This is a genomic window from uncultured Butyricimonas sp., from assembly GCF_959596855.1.
In the GTDB taxonomy this organism is placed as follows: Bacteria; Bacteroidota; Bacteroidia; order Bacteroidales; family Marinifilaceae; genus Butyricimonas; species Butyricimonas muris.
On sequence record NZ_CAUFYA010000010.1, the window covers coordinates 1 to 16,221 of the forward strand.

The following is a 16,221-nucleotide window of genomic DNA, read 5'->3' on the forward strand; positions in this document are numbered from 1 at the left end:
GTGTTTCATGAATCACGACTCTCGTCGTTCTTCGATTCACGCTCGCTACGTTGTTCATTCAATATCTTAAAGAACTCTTATTCTATCGTCTCACAATCGCCCCTTTTTTGAAGCGAAAGCGGGTGCAAAGATAAAACCTTTTTCTCTCCACTTCCAAATCTTTTTCAAAGTTTTTTTCAACTTTTTTTTTCGAAGTGTTCCAACCTCCCTTTTTTCAGCACCTTTTTGTCTGCCCTCTCTCTTGAAAGCGGGTGCAAAGATAAGCGAACGTGTCTCCATTATCCAAATTTTTTCACCATTATTTTTCAACTTTTTCACAAACAACTAGAAGGCAGCACGTTGAAAAGAATATACCCAAGGAACCCCCGGGGGATACTCGATGAGATAAGGGTGTAATAAGGGATCAAAGACGTTTCACCTTCGATACAAAGACGTTTCAAAGACGTTCACGGGCGTCTTTGAAACGACCATGTTAGGAACGTGACAGGTTAATGATCGAGATGATTAACGGAACTACACCGGATATCCCCCGTGAAAAAGTCATTTATTCACGACAAATCCCGTGAAATCATTATGCAGGAAGCTATTTAACTCCTGTGGAGTTATTCGGACTTTAAAATGCCCGTCTTTAACGAATGTAATATTTCCCGTTTCCTCGCTGACCACCACGATATGGGCATCCGTGGCGGCACTCATCCCGATAGCGGCACGATGACGCAGCCCCAAGCTACCCGGGATATTATTATTATCAGACACAGGAAGAATACATCTCGCGGCAAGTATTTTATTATCGGCAATGATTACAGCCCCGTCATGCAACGGGGAGTTTTTAAAGAAGATGTTTTCAAGCAATTCCTCCGTCACGATAGAACGAAGCAATACCCCTGTCTGGGCATAATTAAATAACTCCGAATTTTGGGATAACACGATCAATGCTCCGGTTTTGGTCTTCGCGAAATAGTCACAAGCCCGTACAATAGCCTCCGCCACCTCGTCCTTGATCGAAGGTTTGGAAAAGAGTCTTTCGAAATTAAATATATTCTGCAAATTATACTTACTACCTATCAAAAGCAGGAAACGCCGTACTTCTTGCTGAAACACGATAAGCAAGGCGATCACTCCCATCCCGATGAATTGTCCCAAAATATCGGACATTAATTCCATGTTCAAGGCCTTTACCAGTAACCAAGCCACGTAAAATGTAAAAATTCCGGCAAATATATTTATAGCGACAGTACCTTTCACCAGTTTATACACCTGATAAAATATAAAAGCGACCAGTAATATATCGGCTATGTCAGATAAACTCAGATGAAAAAACATATCTATATTCTTAAAAAGTCAATTTCATCGGCAAATTTAACCAAAATACGAAAGAAACCATCACTCGAGTTCATAAAGTTTCTCCTGTTCTCACTTTTTCATCCGACAGACAACAACAAGGACGGCAGCAATCACGATAAACAAGCCGATATAATTCACGTAAGTTAATTCTTCTTTGAAATAAATCACCCCCACGACTATCGCCGTAATCGGTTCCAAAGTCCCAAGCACTGAACTGGGAACAGAGCCGATCAGCTTCACAGCGGCAACAAGCAGACGGGCAGACACGATCGTGCTGAATATTGCCAACTGTGCCATGTCCAACAAAAAACGAGGGCGTGTCACGAACTCAAGCTTCCCCTGCGGAAGAGCCACCGCCACGTAAAAAATAGCCGTGAATAATAACACGTAGCAAGTCAACACGTCCGGATTAATTGCCTTGAGCACGGGACGGTTCAACGCCGTGATGTAACAACCGTATGTTACCGTGGACATAAGGACGAAAAATAATCCCCACCACTTCACCTCTCCCGGCGCCCACGATAAAAGATAGACTCCGCATATCGCCAACACGATACCCGCTCTCACCTCGAGAGAAAGTCGCTCCTTGTAAAAGATCATCATAAGGATAGCCACTACCACGGGATAAAAGAAATGTATCGCTGTCGCCACTCCCGTGGGCATATAATGATAAGACCACATCAGAAAAAATGCCGTTATCCCGTAACCTCCGACTCCCGCCAGAATAACCTCTTTTATCTCTGCGCGGGACAATCTCATGTTCACACGCCGGAGAAGTAAATAAATAGCATAGATTATACCCGCTATCCCGTAGCGATACACCAATATAGTTTCATTGTTCACCCCGTCGATTATCGCCTGATTGGCGTACAACGGAATTAAACCGAAAGTAGCCGCGGATAATGCCGCAAATATGATCCCTTTTATCTTATCCATCTCCTGTTTTTCAAAAAGCGGCACGAAGGTAGCATTTTTTTCTATATATTCGCGAGACAATTAATAACACACGAAAATATGAATAGTATGAAGTACATATTAACACTTATGCTCCTTGCCCTCTCCGGCATATACGCATCCGCGCAGACAGACGGAAAAGCGAAAACGATTCTCGACAAGACAGTAGAACACATCAAGTCATACCCCGCAGTGGAAGTCGTTTTCGACCTCTCGATGATCAATAAAGAGGAAGATATCAAAGAAACGCATCACGGGAAGGCGTACATGAAGGACAAAATGTACCGGATTGATGTCATGGACGTGATCAATTATTTTGACGGAGAAGTGATCTACACTTATATGCCGGAACAGGAAGAAGTAAACATCAAAAACCCCGATGATAACGAGGAAGAAATGTTGAATCCCTCTATCCTTTTCGACATTCACAACCAGAAATTCAACCAGAAACTCGTCGAAGAGAAAGACGGAACAGCCTATATCGAATTAACCCCGAAAAAGGAACACAAACAGATTACCAAAATAGGCGTATGGATCAACACCAAAACGAATATGGTGGAAAAGGTTACCTCCTTCGGGAAAGACGGCAACGATGTAATCATCACGATAAAGAGCTTGAAAAAGCCGGACATGGAGCTTGACGTGAAATTCTTCCGCTTTGACAAAGACGCTCACCCGGAAGTGGAAGTAATTGATTTACGATAAGGTTTCGCCCGCGGCGAAAGTTGCAGGCTACAAGTTGCATTTGCCTTCGGCAAGTTAAAGGTTTACAATATTCACAAAAGAAAGGGAGAGGCTGTTCGCACGGCTTCTCCCTTTTTCAACACACTATATAATACACGAAAAACTATTCCTCGGGTTCAGCGTACATGCTCAAATACTCAACCGTCTTCGATTCGGAGGGACGGCTCATGTTCGCTTCAAGAATCCTTCCTTCCGGGTCAATCAAGATGAAATGAGGAATCCCTTTCACGCGGAAAGCACTCGTGAACGCTTCATCACCTCCCGTGTGAAGTTGTATCCCACCTAATTTCTCGCCCTTCACGGTTTCTTCCCATTTCGCTTTGTCTTTATCTGTCGAGATACTCACGAAACGAACTTTCGTTCCCTTGAATGCCTCTTCCAGTTTTTGCAAATGAGGGATTTCTTCCCGGCATGGACCACACCAGGTAGCCCAAATATCGATATACACGAGATTGCCTTTCAAATCTGACAATTTAACTTCTTTCCCGTTAATATCCAAGTACTTGAAATCCGGGGCTTTATTTCCTTTCGTGATAGAGGTACCTTCCTCGTATATCTTGGCAAAGGTTTGCTTGATCAGCGGGTCGGTCACCGTTTCCTCGAATATCTTTTTCACGCCGTCGGCTTTGGAGATCCCTTCTCTGTCGATATAATCTATGGCAAATGAACCCACTAAATATTCTTTAATTTTCGGGTCCTTGATATTCTGCAAAACATAATTCAATTCATTCATCACGATCTCTTCATCCGGAGTGTTCACCAGATCAACGCCGCGATTGGAAAGAACTTCTATAACCCCTTGCATGTAATTTGTATAACCACTCAATTGCAGTAACCATTCCTGCTCCTCCATCATGGATTTCATCTTGTTATAAAACTCGTCCGAAGGATTACCACTCCGGGCATATTGCCACATGATTCCGTTCACGTCATAGCGGATGCGGTATTTCTCTTTCTCGACGAAAGTTTTATCAAATCCCTTGCTTTCCAACGCCTTGTAGTTGTCTTCCATGTATTGATCCAGTTTCGCGAGAAATTCATCCTCGGGCAAACCGAAATCTCCCATCTTGGGAATATCCAACTCGTTCCCGTTAATAAAATTATTCTTCACCCCCCCCTCGCCGTCAAAGGACACCATCAACCCGGACGGGGTCATGTCCCAAGTTACAGACAAGTTTTTCCCCGGTTCAAGGTAAACCGGTACATTTTTCCATTTATACTGGAAAACGGCATATTGCGGTTCGTCAACCGTTAAGATAACACTCCCTTTCCCTTCCGCATTCAACTGTAACACGGTATCCATTTTAGATAAATAAAATCCTGCTCCCTCGTAAGTCTTGTCTTTCACCACCACATCGACCGCAACTTCCTTCTTCGTCTGACAAGCACCAAACACGAATGCAATTAATAACGCGATAAATAATTTTCTCATAATTGAATTTTTAAATGAATACAATATAACTCATTCTACATATAAATATTCTGACTTTTCCTATCTCGAAAAAGTCCAAGTAATAATATCACTTCATCTCCAAAAAACTTTGAAGAGTTTTCTCCGTGTTCGGGTCAGAGGGCATCGTCATATGCGCATCCACGATTCGCCCTTCTTTATCGAGCAGGATAAAACGAGGGATACCGCTTACCACGTAAGCCTTCGCGAACGCCAGATCACCGTTCATGTGTAATTGGATACCCGATACGTTTTCTTCTTTCATGGCTTTGCGCCAAGCTTCCGCGTCATTATCACACGAGATGCTGACAAAAGTGATCGGCTTCCCCTCGAATTTCTTCTCCAATGCTTTCAAATAGGGAATTTCCCGCCGACAAGGACCACACCATGATGCCCAAAGATCAATATACACGAACTTGCCCCGCAACGATTCCAATGATACAAAATCTCCCTTCGCGTCCGCGAAATTAAATTCCGGTGAAGGATCTCCCGGTTTCAATCTACTCCAAGTTGCACATACCTGATCGAAATCCTCCAGTAACTTCTTGTCTTTCACGTATTGTTTGTAATACGTTACCAACTCTTCCTTCTCTCCCGCGCCGTGGTCAGACACGTAGTCAAAAATATAATGATGTATCAAATCACTCAACAATGTCGAATCCTTGTAATTATCAATAATATACTTCACTTCCCGCTCGAGCAGTTTATCCGGCGTCATATCGGATACGCCTTTACCCGCCATAATTTCCACGGCTTTCTGCACGAAACGGCGATAAGCCTTCAACCCGACCAAATTCGTATTTTCTTTAGCCAATTCCCGCATGGTCGCGTAATAAACTTCCGAAGGCTCGAAATTCTCGTCACCCGCCATCCACCGGTGATTCATGCGATACGTGTTCCACGAACCGTACACGTAATAACGTAAACGTTCTTTCTCCGTTTTCACGAAATCTTCCGGTAATGATTTACCCTCTAAGTTCTTGATATTCCTTGCCAACACCTTTTCCGATTCCTTCTTCAACTCCTCTTCATCTTTCGAGAAACTGGAAGATTCCAAAGGTACTATGGCAGAAGACAAATACTCGTTGATCTCCTTACAATTACCGGAAAAAGTTCTTTTCCAGTTGGTAGCATTCCCGGAAAACTCCATAATAACCGGTTCTCCCCCTGCCAGATAAAGCGGGTAATATTTACGCCCGTAAGTAATTCCTGAATATTGAGGGGCGATACGCGGAACTTTTATTTCGACAATCCCGTTTGCCGGCACATCGAAAGCCTGCTCCCGCTCGTTAATTGTAACGAGCAACTTCTCTCCTTCTTGAGGCTCGGAAATCGTACACTTGAAAACCAAGTCTTTCAACTCCACCTTTTTCGGGGTATCGCCACATCCCCAAACGGCCGCCGCAAACAACAGGAAAAACAAATATATTCTCATAACGATTCGTTTTGGTTTTTACTATAATCTACTGTTTCCATCGGGCTTGACGGATAGCGCGACCCGGCTTCTTTCAACAACGCATCTATCTTTTCCGCCTTGTGATACGGGGCTTCAAACGGATCCGTTCCGTTATATCTCACGTTCCCCTCCGCGTCAAGAATCACGATATGAGGAATACTTGTCACTCCATAATCCATATTCATCACGTTCTGTTCGGTAAAAGCCACCCGCCACGTGATCTCCATATCTTTCATTAACGCCTGCATCAACTCTATCTCGTAATCGGGTTTTCCTTCCGTCTTGATTGTCTTGCCGTGTTTCATATCCACGTGATAGCCCATGATAGAAGTCACCCCGATAATTTCCACCGGATATTTCGCGTACCTCTTTTCCAATTCCCGCATATTCGGGAATATACTCACGCAGGGAGCACATTTGGTAGCCCAGAAATCCAACACGACCACTTTTCCTTTCAAATCATCGAGGCTCTTTTCTTTTCCCCCGCTAATCCAGATAATATCCAGCCCCGGGGCTTTGTTACCCACTAAAGTACCCGTGGCATAAGGACCTTGCAGATACTGAATCGCTTCTTCCACCCGTGCACGCCTTCTCCCCTTGGCATAACGTTCATTATCTAACAGGGTTGTATGTTGCTTCAACACTTTTTGCCGAATCCCGTCTTTTTCCCCGGCAGAGAGTTTTTCCGCCGTGAAAGCAGTATTAAACACACCCATCGAAGCGAAAACAGACTCGTCCGACAGTGTCAAATCCAGTAAGGATTTTATATGATCAAATATCCCCAGTTCTACCCAAGTATCAGCTTTCAATCGGGTAGCACCGTTTATCACGTCTGTCATGGCTTCATTATTACTCAACAAGAAATCCGCCATCAAGGGATGTGTCACGACAGCCTTGTAAGCCGTTCTTTCCATTTCCTTACCTTCGCTATAATTATCAGCCGAAGGCAGATATCTCCAACGATAAAAAGTATATTCAGCACCTTCCCTGCCCTCCAATTTTGCTTTTTGTTCCAACAAAGGAGCCAACCAATCCCTTAAATATCTATTTAAAGGAATCCCTCCCTCTTGGAAGACAAAATGAATCTGTTTCGGTGCAATCTTATTTATATCAAATTCTTTTACACTCTTCTCGACAACCTCCTGAAAGGCTTTGCTTTTACCAGCTTCTTCCTGCCGATCTGCCACGGCAAACGCCGCATTCCTGCATAGATCTTTCAATTGCTCGTTTGTCGGCGCTTTCGGGCCGCAAGCCACGCAAAAGAGAAGAAGAGATAAATAGTATAAATTTTTCATATAGTAAATTATTATATATCACGAAAGCATACCAAAAGTCTATTCAACTCCCTCGGTCAGCAATGCAAAGCGAGGGAGTTGTTAAAGTAAAAAGACTTTTGACTCGCTTCCGTGAAAAAATCTAATCGTTAAAAATGTATTTCATCGTCATTTCCTGTCCGTCTTGAACCCATTCCACGACTTGACGACCATCCATAATCGATGTAACGTCATAATCAATAAGAACAGAACCTCCTTCACTTAACGTATCAAATAAATAGCGATTATAGAAATAATTGAAATCAATTCCGCCAATCGTTCCCGGCACTACAGCAGGCAAACCGGCTATAAACAGAGAATTAGGTTGTAAATCCTTTCCTGTGGCAAATCCGTAAGTCTTACCTGACAAATCAGCATCCTGATAATCAACTCGAACAAGAGTTCCGTTCTTCTCCAGATAGGTCGGGGTGTATTCCATCCCGTCGATCTTATAACTCTTTATATTTCCACTTTCGTAAATTACATCAGTAATATAATCTCTCGTATCATTATTTTCATCAGTATAAACTACTTTTACCAATTCTCCGTCTTCATTATAGCTATAATCATACACAGCATCAACACTCAGTTCATCGAATGACCCCATTCCTGAATCAACTCTACGAATTGTCATTTTCGTGATTTTGTTTCCGTCATATTCAAAATCGGCCGTCGTACCGTTATCCATTGCCGGATAGATCGATATCCGATACAATTTATCCGTACCGGGTAGATCGCCAGGCTTCGTGTCATTAAAGGATATCTCAGAAGCCATCATTCCCTGCCAAGCCGGATTTGGATCATATTGTGCGGCATACAGATCACCCCATGTCTTTGCCGCTATACGTTTCACAGTTATCTCTTTGGCAAATTCTTGCTCCTTTTCGTCAATTACCACAACTTTCACCGTGTTATCATCCATCTCCAAGCCTTCAACAAGCACGTTAAAGTCATATTTTGACTGTTCTGCTTCAAAAGTTAAGTCAAAAGAACTTGACAACTTAGTATCTACATACACTTGAATCTCTTTCAACGGTATCATTCCGCGTACCACAGTTACCTTCAAGTTACAATCCTCAAATTGAGTCGTAATCGTCCCTTCTGCCGCAAACCGCACATCCAGTTCCGAAAACTTCTTCACCGTCAACGTGATTTTCTTGTTCACGATCTGTCCGGCTTGATCCTCTATTTTCAAGGTCAACATCACTACCGTGTTGTCCGTGTACGGGGTAAGGTCGAAATCATAGGTATAAGTATGATTGTTCGGGTTAGAGAAAGAAGTTTGTTCATTGATCGTTTTGTTCGTCGCATTATCAATCAATGACACCTTAGCCAAACCTTCTTCAGAGGTGATCGGCAAGCTAATCCTGTAAACATCTGCCGTATCCCTTTTAATCTCGAGACTCACGTCGTTACCATCAATAACGGGAGGCATCCCGGGATCATCATCCGAACAAGCAACACAACCGGCTACAGCCAAGATTGACAACAAATAATTTTTCCACTTTTTCATAATTCATTCATTTTAAGTTGGTACTTCAATTAAGTTACACGATTCTATTCTTTATAAAAAATCCTCTGCCAGCGGGTTTATCTTGACAATGTCAACCCCCATAGCTTTTAAACTTCTAGCAACATACTGCATTTTAGTCCGCATGACGGATTGCTCCCATACCGTTTCTTTTGTTTCTTCATCCATCTTCACCAGATGTTCCACGAACGTGCTCAAATCCTCCATCTGGAGCGGGTAATAATACTGTTCTTTATCCGTGATCGGGAAGAAACCGCGGCTCATGTAATATTCATCCGGCAGTATCTCGTTCTTTTCCCGCTCGACTCTCGTCCCGTACAATTTAGCCGCGGGGTCAAAAAACAAGTCTTCCACGAAGATATTCCGTTGCACGTTCACGATATACCCGCCTAAAAACATATAATGTATCTGCCGCACGAACTCGTCCCGCCTTTCCGCGGACATGGCTGCCAGTGTAACTCGGCCGAGTCTGGCTACCGTGAAACTGTTCATGTTCACCACGGCGTCGTGCAAACCGGTTTTTCCCCCGTCCGGATTTGAAATTCCCAAAACGCCGCCGTATACCTTACTACAAATTAAAAACTTGCGAGGTAACATATTCAACTTCACCGTATCCCGGTAGCAATTAAAAAAATGTTCCTCCAGAAAAGCCACGGCACCCGGTACATCTTCTTTTTCCAGATAAGTCAATTTCGCTTCCCGCCAAGAACTCGCTTGCTCGAACTGGTAGGCAAAGTCCCGCAACTGGTCGAACTGGTACAATATATACGTTCCGTATTTTTCCTTGAAAGCCATTATATCGGTGTTCGACTTATCGATTAACGCTTCCAACCGATCCTCGTCCTTCAACGAAGGCGTAACATCCTCGTCATCGCTACATGACCAGAACGTACACAATATCCCGATCAATAAACACAAGCTATATCTTTTCATCATCTTTTTCAATTATCCGTTTAATAGTCCTCTTTTATCGGCAGTTTCTCCATGCGCCCGTTCTGCTCCATCGCCCCGTTACGATCCATCTCCGCTTGGGGAATCGGGTACACGTAATTGGGATCGTTGGGTGTCAGCATATAAATTTCCGTACCCGTGATTCCCCCGGTACTATTCACCAGCGTGAACTTGTGGTCAATCTGTTTGGCAAACAACTTCGTCCGTTTCAAGTCATACCAGCGATGTCCCTCGTAACACAGTTCCCGGCGGCGTTCGTTAAAGATAAACCGTTTCAGCTCCAGCCCCTTGGAAGGTATCGAGATCTCGCTCATGTCCTTCACCCGGTTCTCGACCAACTTCTTCACGTCCTCGTAAGCCTCGGCATCCATATCCTTCGCGGCATACGCCTCTGCACGGTTCAAGTACGCCTCGGACACTCGGAAATTAAAACCTCCCAAATCCGTGAATCCCCCCAGCCATTTCGCAGGAATCCCCATCCCCATGACCGTCTTGACGTATTGGTCGGCACGCAAATCGCCCTGCAAGAATGTAGCCATCATATCGGAAGACACGCCGTAAGTAACATTCGTGGAACCGTAAATATGCGGCGTTGCCAAATCGCCCGACCCGACTAGAGAACTCGGATCTCCGTAAACATGTAATATCTCGGGATTCGTCGTGTTCACGAAAGTACCTTGGTGTTCTTTTAGATTCCACAACATTCCACCCGTCGTGTTGATAACCTGTGTGGTATAGTCTATACAATTGTCCCAATCGCATTTATAGAGGTACACCCTTGACAATAACAACTTCGCGGTCATGGCGTTCGGGTGCCACAAGGACTTCTTCAACCCGCTTTTCTCGAACTCCTGTATAGCAGTTTTCAAATCCGATTCGATCAGATTATAAATCTCGGCAACAGAGGCACGCGTGTATGTTTCCTCGACTCCCGTGCCCAAGCGTTTCGGCACTCCAAGTTCAGATGCGGCAGTGGCAGCATCGTAATGCTTGGCATACAAGTTCACCAGCTCGAAATAAGAACGAGCCCGAACGAAATACGCCTCACCCCGAACGAAAGCTTTCTCGTTATCTTCCCCTATCGCCTTACCAATATTCTCCATCACATAATTAGTGAACAGCACCAGACGATACAATATTTCCCAAGATTGATTTACGGTCGATTTATCCCCGTTCCCATCCATCTCGACATCCCTCTGCCAGGTGTACAGGCTCTTGTACAAATTCTTTTCGTTCGTCGAGGTCTTCCGGTTCTCCTCGATATCGTCAGTCATGAACTCCGTCGTGTAATTCGTCATGTTCTGGATAAAAGCCTCCCGGTGCAAGGTCTGCAAGAAATGCTCTACGGTACGCGGGATAACCTGATCTTTATCTTCTTCCTTCAGGAAATCACTACAAGCGGAAGCCAAAAGAATACCCATCAATAAATATATATATACCCTTTTCATAAACTCTTTTTATCGGTTAGAAATTCACGTTCACACTTAGATTATACGTCGGTAAAGTCGGCATACCGATAGATTGCACTTGATCCGGGTCTTGTCCTTTCAGTTTCTTGTCGAACACGATCACCCCGATATTCTGTACTTGAAAATCCACGCGCAAACCATTGATACCCGCTTTTTTCATCCAATCACCCTTCAAACTGTACCCCAAGGAAATCGCCCGTACGCGGATATGGTCGCCTTTAGCTACCCGTAAATCCGAGTAATCATACATGTACCACCCTGCGTTCGTTTGCGGTCCCGCAGCACTCCGGAACGGAACATCTACCATCGTGTACATATAAGCCTCCGCCTCGCTCGGGTAAGTATCCGCTCCCGGGATACTCAAGGTCGCATTCGAGAGAGCCGGAATATTCGTGGTCGCTTCATCGCCGGAAGTTCTCCAACGCTTCGCCATCACTTTATTCATGTTATCCTCCGGGTAAGGCAGGATATTACCGTTGTCCTTGTAAAGCCTCAACATACGCACCTTGTAACCGAATTTATAAGAGAATTCAGCCCGCAAGGAAAGACGCTTATACATAAATTCCGTGGAGAAACTACCGAAAGCCGTCGGCGTACGCGTACCGGAATAAGTGAATATATGGCTCAAGAACTCTTCTTTCGTCATGTTAGACGAATTACCCGTCAAGTTCTTGAAACGCGGTAACCCATACTCGTCCAGACCGTCGAACTGGTACGAATAAAACCCGTCCACCGACACCCCTTTCTTCACCACCGAACCACTCACGTAATTACTATACGTGTTGACACTTCCCTCGATCACTTCCGCTCCCCGCATCACGGTATTCTTCGTGTGGGAGAAGGACAAAGTAGTCCGCCATTTAAAATTCTCCGTGTCAATATTTCTCGTGGAAATATTGAAATCAATTCCCTTGTTCGTCGCCGAGCCGTCATTGATCTTCAAGGAAGTCATCCCGTTCACGAGGGAAACCGGACGCTCCGTGATCAAGTCTACCGATTTGCTATAATAATATTCCAAAGCACCACTAATACGTCCGCGCAGGAACGACCAATCCAAGCCGATATTTACCGTCGACGTCTTCTCCCACTTCAAGTTGGCGTTCGGGAAAGATCGTACCAGTGCACCCAACTCTCCCGAAGCCGTTTGTTTCCTCGGAGTATGGATAACCAAGTAAGGACTTTCGTTCGGCACGTTACCGCGATAACCGTATGACCCGCGAAGAGCCAGCGTCTCGATCCACGAACAATTCATGAAAGATTCGTCATTGATGTTCCAACGACCGGAAACTGACCACACAGGATTGAACTTCTCGTTCTTGTATTGCCCGAAACGGTTGGAACCGTCGTTACGGATATTGAAGTTCAAGGAATACAAATTCTTAAACGTGTAAGTCATCGTCGCGTAAAAGGACAAGGCATTTTCCCTACGGTCGGTGATCGTAGGGAACACGCCGCCACTCTGCAAGAACCAGTATTTCAGAGCTTGCGTGTACTCGTAGTCCACCCCGTTCTGCACCACGGGAAAATGACTGAACGTTTTTCCCTGTTCGTTCATATATCCCGGGAACTGCCCGCTTGCCGTTCCCTTGTAGATCGTGGACTTCGCTTCCTGTCCGAAATCCACGTTAAAATGATGTATCTCCTTTATCGTGAAATTATAATTCAACTGGTTACGCACCGTCCAATCGTACTGGTTCATCGAACTATTGGAATACACGCCGCCATCCATGATATTCTTCGGTGGCACGTCACCCGCGGGTCTCTCGCCGTAATCCCACCCGCGCAAATCAGCCACGTAAAAACTCTTCTCTCCCATCCATTCCTCCGTGAGGTTTGTCGTCGTCGTCAATCCCACCGTTCCCATGTAGCGCAGATTAGGCAGAATCTCCCAATTCAAGGAAGCCGTCAGGTTCAAACTCTTGTTCACGATATTGTTACCGCCATTAGCGAACTCGTTCAGTATATTATACCCGGCGTACACATTCGTGTTTGCCGTACGATTCACGTTCACATTCCTGTCCACGTAATACAGAGACCCGTCAGCATTTCGCACCGGGATCGTCCGGTTCGTGTAGTATGCCTCGTCGAAAGCGGAATAATCACCGGGATTGTAATCCGCATCCTGCAACGAACCGCTCAAACGTATATCCAACAGAATATTATCCCGCAGACGAGTCGATAAATTCATGCGGGCGGTTAACCGCTGCAAGTCAGTCCCCCGTTCGGTACCTTTATTACTGGAATAGCCAAAAGAGAAATAATACCGGGTATTCTCGTTACCGCCGGAAAGACTGATATCATGCGACTGGCTGAAAGAGTTACGGAACAATGCCCCGAACCAATCCGTGTTGCGTCCTTCCATCTCGGAAACCCCTTGTTGGAACTCGGCGAAAGATATTTTCTTGTCCCAGTAGTCCATCATCAACCCCTCGTATCCCATGCGCTGGGGCGTGTACTCGAAATACAATCCCCTGTCCATGATCTCGCGGGAAACCTCCACGCGTTCCTTCGAGTTCATCAACTCGAAATCGTCATAGGTCGGGCGTCGCATGAAGCCTGCGTTAAAATTATAGCTCAAAGAAGTCTTACCGACCTTTCCCGTCTTCGTCGTCACCACGATCACGCCGTTCGCCGCACGGGTACCGTAAATAGCCGTGGCAGAAGCATCTTTCAACACGTCGATACGCTCGATATCCTGCGGGTTCAAACCCGTGATAGCGTTACCGATCAGATTAATATTATCCCAGCTATTAATCTCGTCGGCGGAGAGGGGCACCGGATTCTCGTAAATAATCCCGTCGATTACCCACAACGGCTCGCGTGTTCCCGTGAACGTGCTGCTTCCCCGCAAACGCATCTTGGTGGCGGCTCCCGGGGTGGTACTCAACGTCATCGCGAGTAACCCGGGAACCTTTCCTTCCAACATCTGGTCTACTGTCAACGCACCCCTGAAATCCAGATCTTTGTCCGTCAGGGAAGAAATCGAACTTGTCAACTTCCGTTTGTCGATTGTCTGGTAGCCGGTCACCACAACTTCGTCCATGCTAACACAATCGTCGTCCAGCACGACATCCAGTCTTTTCTGTCCGTTCCAAACCACTTCCTTGGTTCTCATCCCGATAAAGGAGAACAACAAGGATTGTTTCTTAGGATCCAACGCTATCGTGTACTCCCCGTTCACGTTCGTTGCCACGCCGATAGCCGTTCCCTTGATCAACACGGTAACACCCGGCAACAGTTCGCCTTTGCAATCCTTCACCACACCTTTCACCTCTACTTTCCGAACCACGGAATCCCGCGCGGTCGTCTTCACCGGGGCGGGTTTTATCACCACCATATCGTCGATAATCTCGTACGTGTAAGGCAATCCCAGTAACACTCTATCCAAGGCTTTCGCCAAGGTGGAATTGTTGATATCCACGCTTACCCGGACCGCTTTGTCCAATTCCTCCTCGTTGAACACGAACAGGTAACCTGTTTGCTGCTTCAACGATTTAAATACCTCTCTCAACAATACATTCTCGCATTTCAGACTCACGTTCTGGGAAGCCACTTCTCCAAAAGCACTAATAGACAGGAGAATTGTCAAAACAATTGTTAGTTTCATAATCAAAAAAGAGTTACCATCTCGAGTTTGTCGCAGGAGACAGCGAATAATTCGCCTTTTTTCCATAATTTTGCAAATCAATTTTACGTTATTCCAACTTGACTTTTATCAGTTAAGAGGAACGAGTTACACGTGAGCGGGGGATGCTGGTACCATTCTCCGCTTTTTATCACCCGTCCTCACTTTATTACTTCGATTGTACCTGTATCACGTTATCCTTTATCCTGAACATCACGTTCGTCGTCTTTTCCAGTATATCGAGGGATTGGTACAGGGGGATATATTTCTTTATTCCCCCCGTGAAACGCCGATCCCCGGTCCCCACGTCATCGAACTCGAAAATAACACCATACCAGCGGGATAATTGTTTCCCGATCTCCCGCAAGGACATATTTTCGAACTCGAACACACCTTTCAACCACGATGAATAAAGCGCAGCATCCACCTTACGCACCTCTATATTATTCACGCTCTTGTTGTATACCGCCTGTTCTCCCGGCTGAAGACAGACTTTACACGTTCCGTCGGCAACCTCCACCTTCCCTTTCGCCAGTGTCGTAACGACTCTCTCTTCCGGGTAAGCGCATAAATTAAATTCCGTACCCAATACCTTCACCCGGGCTCCACCCGTGTGCACGATAAAGGGATGCTCCGCGTCTTTACTCACGACAAAATAGGCTTCGCCCTCCACGTACACCTCTCGTGTTTCCCCCGAGAAATAGGTCGGAAAACGGAACTTCGTGTCGGAATTCAACCACACCCGCGTACCGTCAGCCAAGGTTAGATCAAATTCCCCGCCAACCGGTACTTCCACGGTATGCAACACGCTTTTGGCAACTTTCTCGTTTACATGATAAACGAGTGCGCTCGCGGTATCCTTGGTAATCTCCGTACCGTCCTTCTCCACCAATCCCAACGCCTCTTCGTTTTTCAGGTTTACACTCTTCCCGTCAGCCATGTGCAGTATCACGGAAGCATTCCCGGGAATAACTTCCGCGACCGGAATCACCATCGTTCTTTGTTTTACAGGCAGGAATAACCACGTCCCGATCATAACGGCAAGCAATACCGAAGCCGCCGCCATAACCCGAATCATTCTTACCCGGTCACGTCGTTTCAATTTACGTTCCAACACTTTCCATGAACGTTCCCGATCCATCCTATCCATAAAACCGATCCCGTGTGCTTCCCTGTACACCCGAAGGCTGTCCTCGAAAATAGCCTTATTTTCCGACGTCTGCCCAATCCACGCCTCCAGCCTCTTGAAATCTTCCCGGCTGATAGAACCTTCCGTGTAGTCAGCTATCCATTGATGTATGTTTTCCTGCATATCTATCCTTCGTTTCTTACATACTGCACTTTTAACGAATATGGGTGAAAGGAAAACAAAGTTTTTTCGTAA

The 16,221-nt window shown here is 45.5% G+C and carries 12 protein-coding genes; 1 reads left to right on the forward strand and 11 read right to left on the reverse strand.

Annotated elements, in window-relative coordinates; translation table 11 throughout:
- Positions 1-90: 90 nt before the first annotated feature.
- The 3 genes from Q5866_RS06345 to Q5866_RS06355 form a co-directional block, all read right to left on the reverse strand.
- Positions 91-318 carry a hypothetical protein gene (locus Q5866_RS06345; RefSeq protein ID WP_303179540.1) on the reverse strand — a complete coding sequence of 76 codons (228 nt, stop codon included), beginning with the start codon at positions 316-318 and terminating at the stop codon, positions 91-93.
- A gap of 222 nt (positions 319-540) precedes the next feature.
- Positions 541-1,323 (reverse strand): diadenylate cyclase CdaA, encoded by a 783-nt coding sequence (gene cdaA / locus Q5866_RS06350; protein WP_099290384.1) that lies wholly within the window; start codon positions 1,321-1,323, stop codon positions 541-543.
- 90 nt (positions 1,324-1,413) lie between these two features.
- Complete coding sequence (locus Q5866_RS06355) at positions 1,414-2,280, reverse strand: DMT family transporter (protein WP_099290383.1); 867 nt, start codon at positions 2,278-2,280, stop codon at positions 1,414-1,416.
- A gap of 87 nt (positions 2,281-2,367) precedes the next feature.
- Here Q5866_RS06355 and Q5866_RS06360 point away from each other — a divergent pair, with 87 nt between their 5' ends.
- On the forward strand, positions 2,368-3,003 hold the full coding sequence (locus Q5866_RS06360) for an outer membrane lipoprotein carrier protein LolA (protein WP_099290382.1): 636 nt from the start codon (positions 2,368-2,370) through the stop codon (positions 3,001-3,003).
- A gap of 142 nt (positions 3,004-3,145) precedes the next feature.
- Here Q5866_RS06360 and Q5866_RS06365 read toward each other — a convergent pair whose 3' ends face one another.
- The 8 genes from Q5866_RS06365 to Q5866_RS06400 form a co-directional block, all read right to left on the reverse strand.
- Positions 3,146-4,474: a TlpA disulfide reductase family protein gene (locus Q5866_RS06365; RefSeq protein WP_303179544.1), complete on the reverse strand. Its 1,329-nt coding sequence runs from the start codon at positions 4,472-4,474 to the stop codon at positions 3,146-3,148.
- Positions 4,475-4,562: 88 nt separating this feature from the next.
- Positions 4,563-5,927, reverse strand: coding sequence for a TlpA disulfide reductase family protein (locus Q5866_RS06370; protein WP_303179546.1), 1,365 nt, complete (start codon positions 5,925-5,927; stop codon positions 4,563-4,565).
- The gene (locus Q5866_RS06375) at positions 5,924-7,243 is read right to left on the reverse strand and encodes a TlpA disulfide reductase family protein (protein WP_303179548.1); all 1,320 of its coding nucleotides are present in this window, start codon (positions 7,241-7,243) and stop codon (positions 5,924-5,926) included. The genes Q5866_RS06370 and Q5866_RS06375 overlap by 4 nt, the downstream gene beginning before the upstream one ends.
- A gap of 121 nt (positions 7,244-7,364) precedes the next feature.
- The gene (locus Q5866_RS06380; protein ID WP_186977620.1) at positions 7,365-8,774 is read right to left on the reverse strand and encodes a hypothetical protein; all 1,410 of its coding nucleotides are present in this window, start codon (positions 8,772-8,774) and stop codon (positions 7,365-7,367) included.
- Between the two features lie 51 nt (positions 8,775-8,825).
- Positions 8,826-9,728, reverse strand: coding sequence for a hypothetical protein (locus Q5866_RS06385; RefSeq protein WP_186977621.1), 903 nt, complete (start codon positions 9,726-9,728; stop codon positions 8,826-8,828).
- A gap of 17 nt (positions 9,729-9,745) precedes the next feature.
- Positions 9,746-11,191 carry a RagB/SusD family nutrient uptake outer membrane protein gene (locus Q5866_RS06390; protein WP_186977624.1) on the reverse strand — a complete coding sequence of 482 codons (1,446 nt, stop codon included), beginning with the start codon at positions 11,189-11,191 and terminating at the stop codon, positions 9,746-9,748.
- Between the two features lie 16 nt (positions 11,192-11,207).
- Positions 11,208-14,819, reverse strand: a complete 3,612-nt coding sequence (locus Q5866_RS06395) for a SusC/RagA family TonB-linked outer membrane protein (protein ID WP_186977626.1) — start codon at positions 14,817-14,819, stop codon at positions 11,208-11,210.
- A gap of 187 nt (positions 14,820-15,006) precedes the next feature.
- On the reverse strand, positions 15,007-16,149 hold the full coding sequence (locus tag Q5866_RS06400) for a FecR family protein (RefSeq protein WP_186977628.1): 1,143 nt from the start codon (positions 16,147-16,149) through the stop codon (positions 15,007-15,009).
- Positions 16,150-16,221 lie beyond the last annotated feature (72 nt).

What these genes read in the sequence shown, in the direction of transcription:
- cdaA (WP_099290384.1), bottom strand. Translation starts at nt 1,323, where the DNA reads ATGTTTTTTCATCTGAGTTTATCTGACATAGCCGATATATTACTGGTC.
- Q5866_RS06355 (WP_099290383.1), bottom strand. Translation starts at nt 2,280, where the DNA reads ATGGATAAGATAAAAGGGATCATATTTGCGGCATTATCCGCGGCTACT.
- Q5866_RS06360 (WP_099290382.1), top strand. Translation starts at nt 2,368, where the DNA reads ATGAAGTACATATTAACACTTATGCTCCTTGCCCTCTCCGGCATATAC.
- Q5866_RS06365 (WP_303179544.1), bottom strand. Translation starts at nt 4,474, where the DNA reads ATGAGAAAATTATTTATCGCGTTATTAATTGCATTCGTGTTTGGTGCT.
- Q5866_RS06370 (WP_303179546.1), bottom strand. Translation starts at nt 5,927, where the DNA reads ATGAGAATATATTTGTTTTTCCTGTTGTTTGCGGCGGCCGTTTGGGGA.
- Q5866_RS06375 (WP_303179548.1), bottom strand. Translation starts at nt 7,243, where the DNA reads ATGAAAAATTTATACTATTTATCTCTTCTTCTCTTTTGCGTGGCTTGC.
- Q5866_RS06380 (WP_186977620.1), bottom strand. Translation starts at nt 8,774, where the DNA reads ATGAAAAAGTGGAAAAATTATTTGTTGTCAATCTTGGCTGTAGCCGGT.
- Q5866_RS06385 (WP_186977621.1), bottom strand. Translation starts at nt 9,728, where the DNA reads ATGATGAAAAGATATAGCTTGTGTTTATTGATCGGGATATTGTGTACG.
- Q5866_RS06390 (WP_186977624.1), bottom strand. Translation starts at nt 11,191, where the DNA reads ATGAAAAGGGTATATATATATTTATTGATGGGTATTCTTTTGGCTTCC.
- Q5866_RS06395 (WP_186977626.1), bottom strand. Translation starts at nt 14,819, where the DNA reads ATGAAACTAACAATTGTTTTGACAATTCTCCTGTCTATTAGTGCTTTT.
- Q5866_RS06400 (WP_186977628.1), bottom strand. Translation starts at nt 16,149, where the DNA reads ATGCAGGAAAACATACATCAATGGATAGCTGACTACACGGAAGGTTCT.